At 62.3% G+C, this 14,922-nt stretch carries 17 protein-coding genes; 6 read left to right on the top strand and 11 right to left on the bottom strand.

The window, feature by feature from the left end:
- The first annotated feature begins 6 nt into the window (after nucleotides 1-6).
- From trbF to G432_RS18900, 4 genes are read left to right on the top strand one after another with little or no spacing between them, the layout of a single operon-like run.
- Nucleotides 7-690 (top strand): conjugal transfer protein TrbF, encoded by a 684-nt coding sequence (trbF, locus tag G432_RS18915; protein ID WP_015460426.1) that lies wholly within the window; start codon nucleotides 7-9, stop codon nucleotides 688-690.
- 59 nt (nucleotides 691-749) lie between these two features.
- On the top strand, nucleotides 750-1,727 hold the full coding sequence (gene trbG, locus G432_RS18910; RefSeq protein ID WP_246428322.1) for a P-type conjugative transfer protein TrbG: 978 nt from the start codon (nucleotides 750-752) through the stop codon (nucleotides 1,725-1,727).
- Entirely contained in the window at nucleotides 1,724-3,061 is a 1,338-nt protein-coding gene (locus G432_RS18905; RefSeq protein ID WP_084653088.1) for a TrbI/VirB10 family protein, read from the top strand. The genes trbG and G432_RS18905 overlap by 4 nt, the downstream gene beginning before the upstream one ends.
- The gene (locus G432_RS18900; RefSeq protein ID WP_015460423.1) at nucleotides 3,058-3,285 is read left to right on the top strand and encodes a DUF2274 domain-containing protein; all 228 of its coding nucleotides are present in this window, start codon (nucleotides 3,058-3,060) and stop codon (nucleotides 3,283-3,285) included. The genes G432_RS18905 and G432_RS18900 overlap by 4 nt, the downstream gene beginning before the upstream one ends.
- On the opposite strand, the gene G432_RS18895 is transcribed toward G432_RS18900, so the two are convergent.
- The 7 genes from G432_RS18895 to G432_RS22730 form a co-directional block, all read right to left on the bottom strand.
- Nucleotides 3,264-3,578 (bottom strand): type II toxin-antitoxin system RelE/ParE family toxin, encoded by a 315-nt coding sequence (locus G432_RS18895; RefSeq protein ID WP_015460422.1) that lies wholly within the window; start codon nucleotides 3,576-3,578, stop codon nucleotides 3,264-3,266. The genes G432_RS18900 and G432_RS18895 overlap by 22 nt on opposite strands.
- Nucleotides 3,575-3,841 carry a ribbon-helix-helix domain-containing protein gene (locus G432_RS22735; protein WP_015460421.1) on the bottom strand — a complete coding sequence of 89 codons (267 nt, stop codon included), beginning with the start codon at nucleotides 3,839-3,841 and terminating at the stop codon, nucleotides 3,575-3,577. Before G432_RS22735 ends, G432_RS18895 begins: the two co-directional genes overlap by 4 nt.
- Nucleotides 3,842-3,867: 26 nt before the next feature.
- Nucleotides 3,868-4,212 carry a hypothetical protein gene (locus G432_RS18890; RefSeq protein WP_015460420.1) on the bottom strand — a complete coding sequence of 115 codons (345 nt, stop codon included), beginning with the start codon at nucleotides 4,210-4,212 and terminating at the stop codon, nucleotides 3,868-3,870.
- A 42-nt stretch (nucleotides 4,213-4,254) separates the two neighbouring features.
- A complete protein-coding gene (locus G432_RS18885) occupies nucleotides 4,255-4,665 on the bottom strand; it encodes a barstar family protein (RefSeq protein WP_015460419.1) in 411 nt (136 codons plus the stop codon).
- Entirely contained in the window at nucleotides 4,655-5,392 is a 738-nt protein-coding gene (locus G432_RS18880) for a DUF6683 family protein (protein WP_139181695.1), read from the bottom strand. Before G432_RS18880 ends, G432_RS18885 begins: the two co-directional genes overlap by 11 nt.
- 148 nt (nucleotides 5,393-5,540) lie before the next feature.
- A complete protein-coding gene (locus tag G432_RS18875) occupies nucleotides 5,541-5,927 on the bottom strand; it encodes a type II toxin-antitoxin system VapC family toxin (protein ID WP_015460417.1) in 387 nt (128 codons plus the stop codon).
- Nucleotides 5,924-6,157 carry a type II toxin-antitoxin system Phd/YefM family antitoxin gene (locus tag G432_RS22730; protein ID WP_015460416.1) on the bottom strand — a complete coding sequence of 78 codons (234 nt, stop codon included), beginning with the start codon at nucleotides 6,155-6,157 and terminating at the stop codon, nucleotides 5,924-5,926. Before G432_RS22730 ends, G432_RS18875 begins: the two co-directional genes overlap by 4 nt.
- Nucleotides 6,158-6,442: 285 nt before the next feature.
- Here G432_RS22730 and istA point away from each other — a divergent pair, with 285 nt between their 5' ends.
- On the top strand, nucleotides 6,443-7,957 hold the full coding sequence (gene istA / locus G432_RS18870; protein WP_015460387.1) for an IS21 family transposase: 1,515 nt from the start codon (nucleotides 6,443-6,445) through the stop codon (nucleotides 7,955-7,957).
- Nucleotides 7,944-8,672, top strand: a complete 729-nt coding sequence (gene istB / locus G432_RS18865; protein ID WP_015459191.1) for an IS21-like element helper ATPase IstB — start codon at nucleotides 7,944-7,946, stop codon at nucleotides 8,670-8,672. The genes istA and istB overlap by 14 nt, the downstream gene beginning before the upstream one ends.
- Here the strand turns inward: istB and G432_RS23425 are convergent.
- The 4 genes from G432_RS23425 to G432_RS18855 all read right to left on the bottom strand — a co-directional run bounded on the left by G432_RS23425 (nucleotide 8,656) and on the right by G432_RS18855 (nucleotide 14,839).
- Nucleotides 8,656-9,477, bottom strand: coding sequence for a hypothetical protein (locus G432_RS23425; protein WP_144062084.1), 822 nt, complete (start codon nucleotides 9,475-9,477; stop codon nucleotides 8,656-8,658). The two genes, istB and G432_RS23425, sit on opposite strands and share 17 nt — an antisense overlap.
- Nucleotides 9,419-10,135, bottom strand: coding sequence for an RES family NAD+ phosphorylase (locus G432_RS22725; protein WP_015460415.1), 717 nt, complete (start codon nucleotides 10,133-10,135; stop codon nucleotides 9,419-9,421). The genes G432_RS23425 and G432_RS22725 overlap by 59 nt, the downstream gene beginning before the upstream one ends.
- Nucleotides 10,132-10,545 (bottom strand): MbcA/ParS/Xre antitoxin family protein, encoded by a 414-nt coding sequence (locus tag G432_RS18860; protein WP_007011065.1) that lies wholly within the window; start codon nucleotides 10,543-10,545, stop codon nucleotides 10,132-10,134. The genes G432_RS22725 and G432_RS18860 overlap by 4 nt, the downstream gene beginning before the upstream one ends.
- Before the next feature lie 61 nt (nucleotides 10,546-10,606).
- Nucleotides 10,607-14,839 carry a bifunctional class I SAM-dependent methyltransferase/DEAD/DEAH box helicase gene (locus G432_RS18855; RefSeq protein ID WP_041865009.1) on the bottom strand — a complete coding sequence of 1,411 codons (4,233 nt, stop codon included), beginning with the start codon at nucleotides 14,837-14,839 and terminating at the stop codon, nucleotides 10,607-10,609.
- Between the last annotated feature and the right edge of the window lie 83 nt (nucleotides 14,840-14,922).

Raw genomic sequence — 14,922 nt, 5'->3', positions numbered from 1 at the left:
CCGCTCATGTTCAAGCGACCCTCCATTCGATACGGCAATGCCCCCGAGCCGGAAACGCCTTACCAGCGCGCAGCGCAGGTCTGGGATGAGCGTATCGGCTCCGCCCGTGTCCAGGCCCGCAACTGGCGGCTTGCCGCCTTCGGCTGTCTCGCACTGTCCGCCGGTCTTGCCGGCGGTCTCGTCTGGCAGGGCGCACGGGGCACGATCACGCCCTGGATCGTCGAGGTCGACAAGCTCGGGCAAGCCCAGACGGTCGCACCCGCCAATGCCGCCTATCGGCCGAGCGACCCGCAGATCGCGTTTCATCTGGCGCGGTTCATCGAACAGGTCCGCAGCATTCCCGCTGACCCGGTGATCGTGCGCGAGAACTGGCTACGCGCCTATGACTTCACGACCGATCGCGGGGCGATGGCCCTCAATGATTACGCAAGGTCGAACGATCCTTTCGCCAATATCGGCCGGGTCCAGATCGCCACCGAGATCTCCAGCGTCATCCGGGCATCACCCGACAGCTTCCGGGTCGCCTGGATCGAGCGCCGCTATTCCGACGGCAGTCTTGCCGCCACCGAACGGTGGTCCGCCATTCTCACCATCACCGTGCAGCCGCCGCGCGATCCCGAGCGCCTGAGGAAGAATCCGCTCGGCATCTACGTCAACGCCATCAACTGGTCGAAGGAACTTGGCCAATGACCATGTCCGCATCTTCCCGTCGTCAGGCGCCGTCCCGCATTTACGTGCTTCCGGCCCTCATGATTTCCGTATCCACGCTTTCGGCCTGCGCCACCAGTGCCGCCAGACCACCCGCCATCCGCTATGACGATGCGCCCGCTATCGCCGCCGTCCAGACCTTGCCAGCGCCTGCACCTGTCGAGATCGTCACGGTGCCGGAGCCTCTGCCGCTTCCGGGCCAGTTGAAGCCGCTTGAAGACAGGACGCCGCCGCCCGAGCCGGTCGATCCGTCGGCGCGTGTAAACGAGGCCAATGCGGCCGCGCGGATGCAACCTGTGCGCGATGGCTTCATCAATGCGATCCAGGTCTACCCCTGGTCGGAAGGGGCGCTCTATCAGGTCTATGCCGCGCCCGGACAAGTGACGGATATCGCCCTTCAGGAAGGCGAACAGCTTGTCGGACCTGGGCCGGTCGCCGCTGGCGACACGGTGCGCTGGATCATCGGCGATACGGTGAGCGGGACCGGGGCTTCGGCGCGGGTCCACATCCTCGCGAAGCCGACGCGGCCCGATCTTTCCACGAATCTCGTGATCAACACCGACCGTCGAACCTACCATATCGAACTGCGTGCTACGCGCGCGACATGGATGGCCTCGGTCTCATGGACCTATCCGCAGGACCAGCTGATCGCGCTGCGCGGCCAGAACGCGGCAGCAGCCGGAGCAACGCCCATCGCCACTGGTGTCGACGTCGCCCGGCTCAACTTCCGCTACCGCATCGAGGGTGACGAAGCGCCCTGGCGGCCGCTGCGCGCATTCGATGACGGCGCGCAGGTATTCATCGAGTTTCCCGCCGGCATCGCGCAAGGCGAAATGCCGCCCCTCTTCGTGATCGGCCCCGAAGGCGGCGGCGAGCTGGTCAATTACCGTGTCGCCGAACGCCATATCGTCGTCGATCGCCTGTTCGCCGCCGCTGAACTGCGTCTGGGCGGCGAGCGTCAGCAAGTCGTCCGCGTCGTGCGCGATGACGGGACCCGCCAGCGCAGGAGCCGGCGATGACCGGTGATCGCGATCCCCGTTCCGAGGGTGAAGGGCCGGAAAGGGAAGATGGGGCTGGCGCCGCGGTGTTGGCCGAGGGGTCAGGAGACGAAAAGCCGGAACTCCAGGTGGAGGACGAGCACCACCTCGACGGGCCGCCGCTGGCTGATCCGGCCGGGTTCAGGCTGCGGGGCGATCCGCCGCGCGTCATGCGCCTCTCACGCAAGGCCATGGCGACGCTCGGTGCGGTCGGCGCGCTGGCGGTGGGCGGTGCGCTCACCTTCGCGCTGCAAAGCCGGGACAAGGCCGCGCCGGAAGAACTCTATAATACCGATAGCCGCGCCGTAACCGAGCAGGTGGCCACCGCCCCGCGCGACTATAGCCAGTTGCCGGCTGGCGTACCCCCACTCGGCGAACCGCTCCCAGGCGACCTCGGCGGTCCGATCCTCGCCGCCCAGCAGGAAGGCGGCGCCGTCGATCCCACGGCGGCGCCTCCCGTGGGCGCACAGGCAATGACGCCGGAGGAGCTGGCGGCGCAGCGTGCGGCGCAGGAACGCGAGGCAGCTCTTGCGAGCCGGCTGTTCCTCGGCGGTCAGGGGGGAACCGCAGCGTCAGGTCCTGTCACGCCCACCCCATCGCCCAGCCTGGATCTGGCGGCGCTCGGCGCCGCCTCGCCTGCCGCGCCAGAGCCCGCGGACGGTCCGAACATGCAACGGGCGAAGCGCGAGTTTGTGGAGCGCTCGCCCGAGAACCGCACCGTCAACAGCGGTCAATTGACAGCACCCGTCTCGCCCCATGTCGTGCAGGCGGGCAGCGTCATCGCGGCCGCGCTCATTACCGGCATCAGTTCCGATCTACCGGGCCAGGTCACGGCGCAGGTGACGCAAAGCGTCTATGACAGTCCGACAGGCCGCACCTTGCTCATCCCCCAAGGTTCGCGCCTGATCGGCGACTATGACGCAGACGTCGCCTTCGGACAACGCCGCGTGCTGCTGGTCTGGAACCGGCTGATCCTGCCCGATGGCCGCTCGATCATCCTCGATCGCCAGCCCGCGGGCGACCCCGCCGGTTATGCCGGGCTCGAGGACCGGGTCGATGAACATTGGGGCGGCATCCTGCGCGCAGCGGGTCTTTCGACCCTGCTCAGCATCGGGGCTGAGCTTGGCACGGATTCCGATGACGATATCGCCCGCGCCATTCGTGACGGCGGGCAGAATACGATCAATCAGGCGGGTCAGGACATCGTTCGCCGCCAACTCAATATCCAGCCCACGCTGACCGTGCGGCCCGGCCATCCGGTACGCGTGCTGGTGAGTCGCGATTTGATATTGGCGCCCTGGAGACAGACACGATGACCAAACTCAAACTCGGCGATCTCGCGGAAAGCAAACCGGTCCGCCTCACTATCGAGCTGCCGGCCTCGGTCCACTCCGACCTTGAAGCCTATGGCCGCGTGCTTGCCGGTGACGGCGCCCAGCCTGTTCCGCCCGCGCGGCTTATCGCCCCAATGCTGGAGCGGTTCATGGCGACGGACCGGGGATTTGCGAAGGCGCGTCGTCAGGCGCCGAAGTCGTCTTGAAATCGCTCGATCTGGTGCATCCGCTCATGCAGTACGGTCACGATGCCCACCGTGCCATCCTCGAGCAATTTCCAGTAGATCACGTGGCGCTCATAACGGCATACGAAACCGTCGACGCCAAATTCCGCGGGGATCGGTCGCCACGGGAAGCGGCGTTCAGCGATCGCCGTGAACCGGTCAAAGAGGCCGCGGATGTAGCTGTCCGCCTGCGCCTCTCCCCAAGCGTCGAGCGTGTGGAGATAAATCTCATCCAACCGATGCCCGGCGGCCGATTGGACCCTGAACTTGCTCATTTTTGAGCGCGACGCGCATTTCGACGAATAACGTCTTCGGCATCAAGGGTTTCGTAGCTGCTGTCGGGCGCAGCAAAGGCCCGGGTCAGTTCGGCTTTGAGCCGCTGGAATGACTCGTCTTCGCGACGCGACTTATCTTGTCGGATGAGGTCACGAACATACTCGCTCACATTCTCGTAGGCGCCATTCTCTCCGATATTTGCCGCGACGAAATCGCTGAGCGAGCCGGAAACGCGAACATTCAGGGTCATGGGTTTGGGCATCGCGGCCTCCTTTCCTTGTCCTCATATTAGTGGATATTGTGGACATCACAACCCGACGTTCCATCGCTGATGCACCAATCTGAACTATCCCGATCGCTGTTTCGGTTGCCCATGAAAGCGTCGAATCGCGCCTTGCCGTCGGCTTCGGCGATTGCGATCTCGGCATTGGCGCATTCCTGACCCCGCACCGTGCCTGCGGCGCATTGCACGACGATCTCGCGCGCTTCGTCGAGATGGGCTTCGAAATATTGCGTGCCGCGCGCCTCCCCGGCAGGGGCCGCCAGGCTTGCGCCCTGACTGGCGGCGGGTGCGCTATCGACCGGTATAAGGACAGGTCGCCGCACAAGGCCCGATCCGAAGCCGATCGCCAAAGTGACTATGCCATCGTGACCGCTGGCCCGATCTGATCGCGTCTAATTTTTGGCCTGAACCTCGATGCGGGGATGACCGGCCAGGATCTCGCAAATGATGTCGAAATAGGTTGCACCTGCGCCCCGTTCCAAGGCGGCGAGATCGTCATTGATGCGGGCGACGTTGTACCGATCGGGAGCGTCCAGTTTTGCGCGGTAATAAGCCCGCGTCGCTTCCAGCCCAAGATCGGTGCGGTTTTTCTCCATGCCCCGCCAGATCAGGACGACAGGGCCGCTCCCCTGCAAGGCGCCGTAACCCCCATAGAGCATGTCATCGAGCGCATCGAGGCTCGGCCCCAGCTTCCAATCCCCATTGCCCATGAAGACGCGGTTGATCTCGTCATAGAAGGACGGGATGTCGTGGATATTGCTTCCCTCGATGACGAAGGTTGCAGGCGTCGAGCTATCGTTCAAGAATGAAGCCCCGGCTTGTCAGCTGCATCCGATCGGGATTCAGGCCGGAAGCGACGAGCGCCTGACGGGCGGAGCGCCCCAGCGCGTCGATGGTCACCTGATCCCGCGATTTCTGCGCCTGCTCGGAGGCCAGGTCCATCAGGATCGCCTGATACAGCAGGGTTTCGGCAAACTCCTGACGCCGGGCCGGCGTGTCGAGGCGCGCGGCGGCAAGGTCGAACGTCGAAGCTGTTTGCATCCGCGCACCTGTAATCGCGGAACGCGGTGGCGGCGTGGTGAGCCCTTTTGCAGCGCCCCACATCGCCAGGCGATAGATGGTCACTGCGTCGATGACGTCGCCCGACCGCAGACCGAAGGACGACAAGGCGCGATCCCCCATGGCGATAAGGTCGTGCCGCGCGAAGGTGGCGGACAATTCTTCACCGGCGGCTTCGTTCTGCCGCGTCACGGCTGCGACGAGCTTTTGTTGCACGGTGCGGCGGACATTGGGATCGACCCGATAGGTCGCATCCATCCGTGCTGGCGCCGGGGGCGTGCCGCGCGCTCCGTTTTCGCCTTCCTCTGCCGGATTGACAATCATGTGCTGCCGCATCGTGGCATGGACCTGATTCATCGCCTCGGATGCCGCGAGATTGTTCCAGTCCTGCGCGGCGGCCGGCGTCGCAAACAGTGGAAGAGCAAGGAAGGCCGCGAGAACACGCATTTTAAGTCGATTCCGATCCAACATCAGTTCTGCTCCATAGCGCCCTGCATCGGCTGCGGATCTCAACAGTCAGTCGTTAACCTCACGATCCGCCCGCACGGTCGGATTCTTTTGTTGCGGGTCTGTGACTGCATCCTGCTGGAGATTGACCTTCACCTTCGAGGACGAAATCCTACCAGAGCCGCTTCACTGCGAAGCTATCGAACAGTGCCTCATTCGACACGAGGAGCATATCCTCCGATTGAGCCTGAGCGATCAGAAAACGATCAAAGGGATCCTTGTGGGTGATCTTCATCTCACCCGCCAGTCTGGCGTGGTGAACGGTAATCGGCAGTTCGGTAAACCCTTGGGATGCGACGATCGTCTCGAACTCCTGCGCCAGAAGCGCCGCGTCGGGCAACTTCCCGATCCGAAACTTCGTTGCGACTTCCATCGCCGAAGCCGCGCTCACGGCGACGCTGTTCACATCGTCGGCGATTGCATCGCGGGCGATCTCGCTAAGTGCTTGATCCCCCGCGAGCCACCAGATCAGAGCATGGGTGTCGAGAAGAAGTTTCACCCGAGATCCCAACCCTTCAATTCGTCGTCAGGCAAAGGTTCATTGAAACGGTGATCCATTGCGATCTTGCCCTTTAGCGCTCCAAATCGACGTTTCCCAACAGGAGCAACGGGGACAAGGCGCACAACAGGCTGACTCCCGCGCGCGATCACGACATCACGGCCATCGAGAGCGGCGGCGATGAGTTTGGACAGGTTGGTCTTCGCGTCGTGAACAGAGAACTGAGCCATGGGTATCTCCCTTAGCTAAGAATATAGCTAATTTGACGGCTCTCAACAAGACGCTCCCTGTATAAACGACGCGTCTGGGTGGATGCGGCGGATCAACGCTTCCCTTTATCGCCCCATGAAGGCGTCGAAATTGGCCTTGCCGTCCGCCTCAGCCACAGCGATGTCGGCATTCGTGTGGATCGGCGTGCAAAAAGGACCCCGTTAGCGGGGTGATCGGCGTCTAAAAGGGACCCCTCATTTCGATAGCCTAAACAGTCGTCTGGATGTTCAGGCGGCGAGATCGGGATGTTGGTTTTGGAGACAGTGGTTCGGATCCGGCGAGAGTTCGCCGGCGGGAAGGCGATCAAGGCGATCGCGCGTGATCTGCATGTGTCGCGGAAGGTGATCCGCAAGGCGATCCGGGCGCCGGAAGGCGCATTTGATTATCGACGCAAGGTTCAGCCGCTACCGCGGATCGGTCCGTTTCAGGATCGTCTTGATGTGCTGCTGGAAGAGAATGAGTTGCTGGGCCGACGTGACCGGCTTCGGATGACCCGTATCCACGACCTTTTGGTGCGTGAGGGTTTCGAAGGCTCCTACGATGCCGTGCGTCGCTATGCGGCACGGTGGAAGGTCGAGCGGCGCAGGAATGTCGGCGATGGGACGACGGCCTTTATTCCGATGCTGTTCCAGCCCGGCGAGGCCTACCAGTTCGACTGGAGCCACGAGGATGTCGAGATCGACGGCAAGCCGATGCGGGTGAAGGTCGCGCATATGCGGCTGTGCGCATCGCGGGCGGTGTATGTCCGGGCCTATCCCCGCGAGAGCCAGGAGATGCTGTTTGACGCGCATGCGCGCGGCTTTGCCTTTTTCGGTGGCGTGCCCAAGCGCGGCATCTACGATAATATGAAGACGGCGGTGACGAGCGTGTTCACCGGCAAGGAGCGGGTGTTCAACCGGCGGTTCCTGATCATGGCCGACCATTATATGGTCGAGCCCACGGCCTGCTCGCCGGCGGCGGGCTGGGAGAAGGGCCAGGTCGAGAACCAGGTGCAGACGATCCGAGGGCGCTTCTTCCAGCCCCGTTTGCGGTTCGCCAGCCTTGAGGAGCTCAATGGCTGGCTGGAAGCCGAGTGCCGGCGCTGGGCCGAACGGCAGGCGCATCCTGAACAGGGCGAACAGACCGTGGCGCAGATGCTGGAGATGGAACGCCCCGCATTGCAACCGATGCTGGGGCCGTTCGACGGCTTCAACGAGAGCGAGCATGGCGTGTCGGGCACCTGCCTGATCAGCTTCGATCGCAACCGATACTCGGTTCTCTCGACGGTGGCACGACGCACGGTGCAGGTCCGGGCCTATGCCGACCGCATTGTCGTCCGATGCGATGATGAGGTCGTTGCCGAACATCCCCGCTTCTTCGGGCGTAACCGCACGATCTATGATCCCTGGCACTATCTGCCGGTGCTGGCCCGCAAGCCCGGCGCTTTGCGCAACGGCGCCCCTTTCCAGGACTGGGAGCTGCCGCCAGCACTGGCTCGGTTGCGCCGCAAGCTGGGCAATGGCGATGATGCCGATCGGCGGTTCGTGCGCGTGCTGGCGGCCGTGCTGACCGACGGTCTGGAACTCGTCGAGGCCGCCGTGCGGGAGGCGCTGGCGACCGGCACGGCGAGCGATGATCTGATCCTCAATATCCTGGCGCGGCGCCGCGAACCGCCGCGACCGCTGACGATCGTCACTTCGGAGGACAACGCCCTGCGGCATCCGCCGATCGCAGACTGTGCCCGTTACGACCAACTGAGGAACTTCCATGCAGCGGCATGACATGATCGACGCGATGCGCGGGCTCGGTCTCAAGGGGATGGCCGGCGCGTTCGATGAGGCCGTCACCACCGGCCTTCAGCGGCAGCGCACGACGATGGAGATACTGACCGATCTGCTGCGCGCGGAGGCAACCCATCGCCACGCAGCCTCGATCCGATACCGGATGGCAGCCGCCAAGCTGCCGGTGGTGAAGGACATCGATGCCTTCCACTTCGAGGGGACGCCGATCAACGAGGCGCTGGTCCGTTCGCTACACAGCGGCGCGTTCCTGCCTGCACGGCGCAATGTCGTCCTGGTCGGCGGCACAGGCACCGGCAAAACCCATCTGGCCATCGCCATCACCGCCAATGTCGTCCGCGCCGGGGCGCGGGGGCGTTACTTCAACACCGTGGATCTGGTGACCCGCCTCGAAGAAGAGGCCCGGATCGGCAAGAGTGGCGCGCTTGCCGCCCAGCTCTCCCGGCTCGATCTCGTCGTTCTGGACGAGCTTGGCTATCTGCCGTTCGCCCGCTCAGGCGGGCAGTTGCTATTCCATCTGGTCAGCAAACTTTATGAGCAAACCAGCGTCGTCATCACCACCAATCTGGCGTTCGGGGAATGGCCCACCGTGTTCGGCGATCCCAAGATGACCACCGCGCTCCTCGATCGCGTCACTCATCATTGCGACATCATCGAGACCGGCAACGACAGCTGGCGCTTCAAGAACCGCAACTGATCCCACCGCATGCCGGGATTAAGATGCTTTGCGCTGCGCGCGTCTCCGGTCGGGCTCCGCCCTCCCTACGCCGCGCGCAGCGCAAGGAGCGTTCCTCGACCGTCGCCCCATCCTTGAGAGGGGGTCCCTTTTGCGCGCCGATCGGGGGTCCCGTTTGGACGCCGATTGACACCGGAAAGGCTACCGTATAGCTCATATCGCTAAGATGGTTGACAATCCGCTCGTCCTTCCGGCCCTCCGCTTCCTGTTGCCTGTCGTCATAAAGATCGAGGTAGAAATTTAGCCGTTCGAACAGATCGGGCGAGCGGTTGACGACATTGAGTTGGGAGGCCTTTGCTGCCTGCTCAGCCCTCCAATCGAAATAAGGCTGCGCCGCTTTGGTGGCCTTGTGGATCAATCTGACAATTTCGGCAGCCGCTTCTTCGTCTTCTGGAACATTGGCAGCGAAGACGCCCAATCCAAATTTGCGGTGTTCCACAAGGAAGGGCCGCCCATCATATTCCACCGGGACTGACCAGGCTACCTTTTCGAACTGACCTAGATTCGTGAAACCCAGCAAGTCGACAAGAAGAAAGTAGACCAGATAATATGGTGGCAGCGTCCGCCCGGCATCGGTGCGCTTTGCGTTGAAGAGAAATCCCTTCGGCGCTCGCGTGCTGAAATCTGCTGGTTTTAGTGGACAAATCGCCTTCTGGGCGCGGGTTCGGACAGTTTCGATTTGCTCGCTGTTCAATGTTGCCCACCTTTCAGGTAGATACCACTCGAAACACCGCCCCTGTACCAGCGTCTCGAACCAGATCGACACCTGTTCCGTCCCAGTGGTAATCGAGGTGACGTCCCTGAGTGGGGTCGGATGCACAATCCGGGTAGAACAAGCCGACACACTCACCACCCGGATGCCGGATGCTCGGATAGACAAGACCTTCGGCCCCGCCCCCTTTGAGTTCAACTGCGAGAGCTTGCGATGCAGCATAGTTGTCGGGATCTAGCGCGGGATCGCCTGCCGCAAAGCTCCTGAGATCTTGAAGATCAGCGCTTACCGAAAGGATGATCTCACGGAACTGTGAGGTCCAGCCTGGCGCTTCTACAGTGCGAGCCATGAAGCGGGCATGGTGATGGATTGTCTCGAACAGCGCAGTTTCGAATGCATCCCCCGCGTATAGCACGCCGTAGGTCCCATCGGTGAAGCGACTTGGCCGGTCCGCGCTAACATGCGTGAACGGCGCCATCAGATAGGATGCGCCATTGCCGCCTACCCTGCGATCAGCCGGCACCAGATCGAGATTGCCGATCGTCGCCATAATGCGGGGATTGGTTTTTTGCTCTGCGGAGATCAGCAACGGCCAATCTGCAGGGTCTGCAATGTCTTCGAACAGGTCAATCGGTGGAAAGGCACTGCGGATAATCCGTACAGCACCTTTCCACTCGACCTGGGCAAGCGGAATCGCCTTGGGATCAATCACCAGGCACCACGTTCGGCATCAAGATAGCGACGCACCCGCATGATATCGGTCAGTTCGCCCCCAAGCATGACGTCGAGCGCACTCGCTCCGGCAAAGGCGGCGTTACCTGCCTTGATCCAGGCGTAGCCACGTTGGGCTTCGGAAAAGATGATCCTCAGCGCCTTGTGGATACCCATCAGGTTGGAGAGCCGCGCCGCACCATCGCGCGAGACACGGCCCGCACCCTCAGCCTTCCACCGCCGGTAGGAGCGAACCGGCATGTCGAGCAGAGTCGCTGCCTGCTCGTCTGTGAGTTCCCATTTGCCGAACAGGTTCAGCACGGCGCGGAACATCGCCGCTGCTTCCTCCTGGGTTACAGGATCGGGCCGGAAGGCATGGGGGACGGTATCAACGGGTTGCAGTGCCAACATGAGCATTCTCCATATGGCATCATATATCATTTTGGATGCCAATTGGCAATATAGGAGCGCCTCATCCGACAAGTCGCGCCAAGACCGCCACCGCGTTCGTCGTCGGGACGAAAAGTCGCGTCTGATAGCGTATGATCTCGGTGAAGCACCCATGTGCCTTGTACCAGTCGAGGCGCGACGCCGACCAACCAGCCAGTTCAAGCCGCTGCGCGCCATTCACGAGGCTGCGCTTGAGCGTAAGCGCTTCGCGGCATTTGATTTGCATCGGTCGCCCTGTCCCGAGCACCGCATCGACGATTTGCTCTGCTGAAAAGGCATGTTCGTCTTCCAGCCCAAGCGCCTGGCACAGTTCGGGCACGCAATGGAGCGGAACCTCTCGACCTAAGAGCGAGCGTCCGTCTCGCGCCGAGATCCGGCTGACCCGAACATAGTCGGAAGGAAGTTTGTCCCACACCGGAAGCAGCAGGCCGGTTGCAAGATGCAGGCGCTCGCGCTTGAGATTTGAGGCGGCGTCATCGACCTCAGCCTGCCAGAGGCGCTGAAATTCGGTTGGATCCACCGTTTCCCAGTTGCTCTCCTCGAGTTGATCGGCGGTAATGTGCCCGTGCTTCAAGGGGCGGACAAGCTCGAAGCGGGCCACACGCATACCTTCGTCGGTGAGCAGACTTCGCGCCGGGACAAGCAGCCCGATCCGGCCTGAGCGCGCATTACGCAGAAGTTGCTGACGCGAACCAGAAACGCCGTAGAGTTCCTCGAGCCGTTCGAGACGCAAAGGCTTGAGCGCGCGGGCGATCTCGAGTTCCAGGAGATGCGTAGTCGCACCCGACAGCGCATCGGTGCGCAGTAGCGTGTCGGTCAGCACCTCGTAATGCTCGACCGCAATGGTCTCGACCCCAATGTCGAGCGTGCCCGCCTGGCGTGCTGCATCGATCCGCGCTTCGACGAGGCCGAGAAACTCGTCAAATATGCCGTTTTGCAGAGCAATCGGCAACGCGAGGATGCGATTGAGCCAGCGCTGGATTGTTGGCAGATCATCTACCATCGCGCCGTCGGGCCCTTCGACCCTGAGCCCGCTCAATTCCTCAAACCGAGAAAGCGTAACAGCTTCCAACTTGCCTGCGAACAGCAGGCCGAACCAGCGGTGAAGCGCCTCCTTGGCGTATGTACTCTCGAGATTGTCGGCAGGATCGAAGAGGTTCTGCCCACCCGTCTGGCGTTGCCCGCGGGTCAGTGCCCCGAGGCTATCGAGCCGACGTGCAATGGTCGATATAAACCGACGTTCGCCACGCACATCGGTGGTCACGGGGCGGAACAGCGGGGCCGACGCCTGATTGGTGCGGTTGGTACGGCCAAGGCCCTGAATTGCGGCATCGGCCCGCCAGCCCGGCTCAAGCAGGAAGTGGACCCGGCGCATCTGGTTCTTTGCGGCGAGGTCGGCATGATAACTGCGGCCGGTGCCACCAGCATCGGAGAAAACGAGAATTCGCTTGGTCCCGTCCATAAAATCTTGCGTCTCGGCTACATTGGCGCGCGGAGAGCGCGACTGGAGCACCTGGCGCCCATCGCGTCCGACGATCAGGCGGCGGGTACGGCCGGTGACTTCGGCGACCTGATCGACACCGAACCGTTCGATGATCGCATCGAGCGCCGTCGCGATCGGCGGCAAGGCACAGAGCTGCTCGATCATGCGATCGCGCGCGTCAAGCGCCGAATGACACAGAACAGGGGCACCGTTCTCATCACTCATCGGTTCGGACCGAGCATTGCCGTTCTCGTCCGTAAACACGGACATCAACCGCACCGGAAAGCTTTTGGTGAGGTAATCGACCACGTATTCGCGGGGGGAGAGATCGATTTCGAGTGCTTCGCGTTCCGCATCGGAGAGATCAGCGAGGCGGCGGTTAAGCATGGCTTCGGCGGTCGAGACGAGTTGCACTACAACCGCGTTGCCGTCGGCAAGTGCCGTATCAATCGCAGGCAGCAGGCTCGGCAGCTTCATCGATAAAAGGAGCTGCGCGAAGAAGCGCTGCTTGGTGCCTTCAAACACCGAAAGCGCAGCCGATTTGGCACCTGAATTCAGGGTATCGCCACTGTCAGTGTCGACGATCCGAGTTGCCTCGAGTGCCTCGCGCAAATTGGCATGAATGATTGCCCAGGCATCTGCATAGGCGTCATAAACCGCTACCTGGTCGGGGTTCAGGCAATGTTCGAGAATCTCGTACTCAACTCCCGCGAATGAAAGTGCCCTCGCCGCGTACAGTCCGAGTGCCTTCAGATCACGGGCGACTAGTTCCATTGCAGCGATACCGCCATCGCGGATGTCTGCGACGAAGGCTTCGCGATTGGCAAAAGCCGTCTCGGGCCCCCACAGGCCAAGACGGGTGGCATAGGCGAGATTATTGACGTCGAATGCCCCGGTCGCCGATGCGTAGAGCACGCGAGCGCGCGGCAACAGATTCTGGATGCGAACACCGGCAATGCCCTGTTCCGATCCTTTGACCTTACCACGTGAGCCCTCCCCGCCAGCTGCGTTGGCCATCGCATGGGCTTCGTCAAAGACGATGAGCCCGTCGAAGTCCTCCCCTGCCCATTCGAGAATTTGCTCGAGCCGGGTGGCGTCGCTTCGGCCCGAACGCAGCGTCGGGTAAGTGACGAAGAGTATGCCTTCGCGCATCCCGATCGGGACACCGAGCTTCCATTGGCGAAGGGGCTGGACGTCGATGGGAAGACCGCCGAGCGCACTCCAATCGCGGCGGGCATCTTCGAGCAAAGCTTCGTTCTTGGAAATCCAGATGTGGCGCCGTTCACCCCTCACCCACCGGTCGAGGATGACGGAAGCGACCTGCCGTCCCTTCCCTGCACCAGTCCCGTCACCAAGAAAGTAACCCATGCGGTAGGCGTGCCCCTCGGCGCTCGCCTTCAAGGCGCAGCCTTTGTCGTCGGGCTCGAACCGTCCCGGCAGGTCGCGGGCATGCGCGCTTGCAGCATAGATCAGGGTCTCGGCCTGCGCAGCGGATAAGGCGCCTCCAGCAATGAGGCTCGACGGAAGCTGAGGCACCACTTCGGGCACGGGTGCGGTTATCGAACCCATCGCAACGGACTCGACCAGCGGGGTTGGATGCGGGACAGCATCTGCAATCGAGATCCGGCTCGGCCGGTAGGGCAAATAATGCCCAACCTGGCTTTCGATCGGCGCAGGTGCTTCGAGCGGAGTAAATTCGAGCGGCAGGATCGACGGCGCCGCAACTGCTGGATGGCCCCTAAGTGGAGCCGGTTTCGTCCTGTTCGCCACCAGTCGAAGCGGCAATGCTGTCTTGGTGCCGATGCTGGGTTCGGCGGGCAGGCTTACCCGGCCAGGCAGCATATCGATCAGCAAATGAAGCTCGGCAAAGTTTGCCGGCTGGGCGATGATCGGGCTGTTACCATCCTCAGCCTTGTCGAGAACCAGGAGCCGGGTTGAGATTGAGGTGCCCTGCTTGACGAAACCGCGCTCGATCGTCGCGTTGAGACGCAACGAGACGGGACCGGCGATCCCGACAAGAAACTTCGGAAGCTCAAACCATTCGGGCATCACTGCGACCAGGCGGCCACCGGGCAGAAGGCGCTTCCAGGCAGAGCGCAAGTGCCGATCGCCAGTGCGACTATCGTGGCCCCTCTCGATACTGTTTGAATAGGGCGGGTTCATCAGCACCACGCTCGGACCCACGTCGGGCGTGAGAAGTTCGTCGATCAGTTCCCCGTCAAACCCCGTGACTGTCGCCTCGGGAAACACGGCGCCCAGGCATTCGCGGCGCAGCGGCGAAATCTCGTTGAGAACAAGACGCGCAGCTGCCTTTGCTGCCCATACGCCCAGCATCCCGGTCCCGGCCGACGGTTCGAGAACCAGTTCAGCGGCGGAAATCGCGCAAGCCTTTGCAGCCATCCAGGCCAGACGGGGTGGCGTTGCGAATTGTTGCCACTCGATCTGCTCGTCGCTCCGTTTCGACTGGGTCGGGACCAGACATTCAAGGCGCGTGAAAGCCTCATCGGCAAAGCTGGATGACATTGCAGGTGAGAATTCGGTCGCCTGGGTCAGGAACAGCACCTGCGCCAATTCAAGTGCGGCATGGGCATCGCGTACGGACCAGCGTCCTTCGGCGTCGCTACCGCCGAAATGATCGGCCATTGTTGCATTCACAGTGTGCCGTGAGATTGCTTGATCTGAACCTAGCCGCGCGGCCAGCGCCCTCGCCGCTGCCAACACATGCGGCTCGGCGGGATCGGAGAATGCGAAAGCGGTATTTGCGTGTGACATAAGAGACCTCCTGAAGAGGCCCTGGGTTTGTCCGGGTGTCCGCTCAGATGGATCCGCCCGGGGGCCTCACAAGGCCCCAAGCC

The sequence above is a fragment of the Sphingomonas sp. MM-1 genome, from assembly GCF_000347675.2.
GTDB lineage: Bacteria > Pseudomonadota > Alphaproteobacteria > Sphingomonadales > Sphingomonadaceae > Sphingomonas_E > Sphingomonas_E fennica.
This window is presented reverse-complemented; position numbering and strand designations above follow the sequence as displayed.

What these genes read in the sequence shown, in the direction of transcription:
- trbF (WP_015460426.1), top strand. Translation starts at nt 7, where the DNA reads ATGTTCAAGCGACCCTCCATTCGATACGGCAATGCCCCCGAGCCGGAA.
- trbG (WP_246428322.1), top strand. Translation starts at nt 750, where the DNA reads ATGATTTCCGTATCCACGCTTTCGGCCTGCGCCACCAGTGCCGCCAGA.
- G432_RS18905 (WP_084653088.1), top strand. Translation starts at nt 1,724, where the DNA reads ATGACCGGTGATCGCGATCCCCGTTCCGAGGGTGAAGGGCCGGAAAGG.
- G432_RS18900 (WP_015460423.1), top strand. Translation starts at nt 3,058, where the DNA reads ATGACCAAACTCAAACTCGGCGATCTCGCGGAAAGCAAACCGGTCCGC.
- G432_RS18895 (WP_015460422.1), bottom strand. Translation starts at nt 3,578, where the DNA reads ATGAGCAAGTTCAGGGTCCAATCGGCCGCCGGGCATCGGTTGGATGAG.
- G432_RS22735 (WP_015460421.1), bottom strand. Translation starts at nt 3,841, where the DNA reads ATGCCCAAACCCATGACCCTGAATGTTCGCGTTTCCGGCTCGCTCAGC.
- G432_RS18880 (WP_139181695.1), bottom strand. Translation starts at nt 5,392, where the DNA reads ATGTTGGATCGGAATCGACTTAAAATGCGTGTTCTCGCGGCCTTCCTT.
- G432_RS22730 (WP_015460416.1), bottom strand. Translation starts at nt 6,157, where the DNA reads ATGGCTCAGTTCTCTGTTCACGACGCGAAGACCAACCTGTCCAAACTC.
- istA (WP_015460387.1), top strand. Translation starts at nt 6,443, where the DNA reads ATGTTGGTTTTGGAGACAGTGGTTCGGATCCGGCGAGAGTTCGCCGGC.
- istB (WP_015459191.1), top strand. Translation starts at nt 7,944, where the DNA reads ATGCAGCGGCATGACATGATCGACGCGATGCGCGGGCTCGGTCTCAAG.
- G432_RS18860 (WP_007011065.1), bottom strand. Translation starts at nt 10,545, where the DNA reads ATGTTGGCACTGCAACCCGTTGATACCGTCCCCCATGCCTTCCGGCCC.
- G432_RS18855 (WP_041865009.1), bottom strand. Translation starts at nt 14,839, where the DNA reads ATGTCACACGCAAATACCGCTTTCGCATTCTCCGATCCCGCCGAGCCG.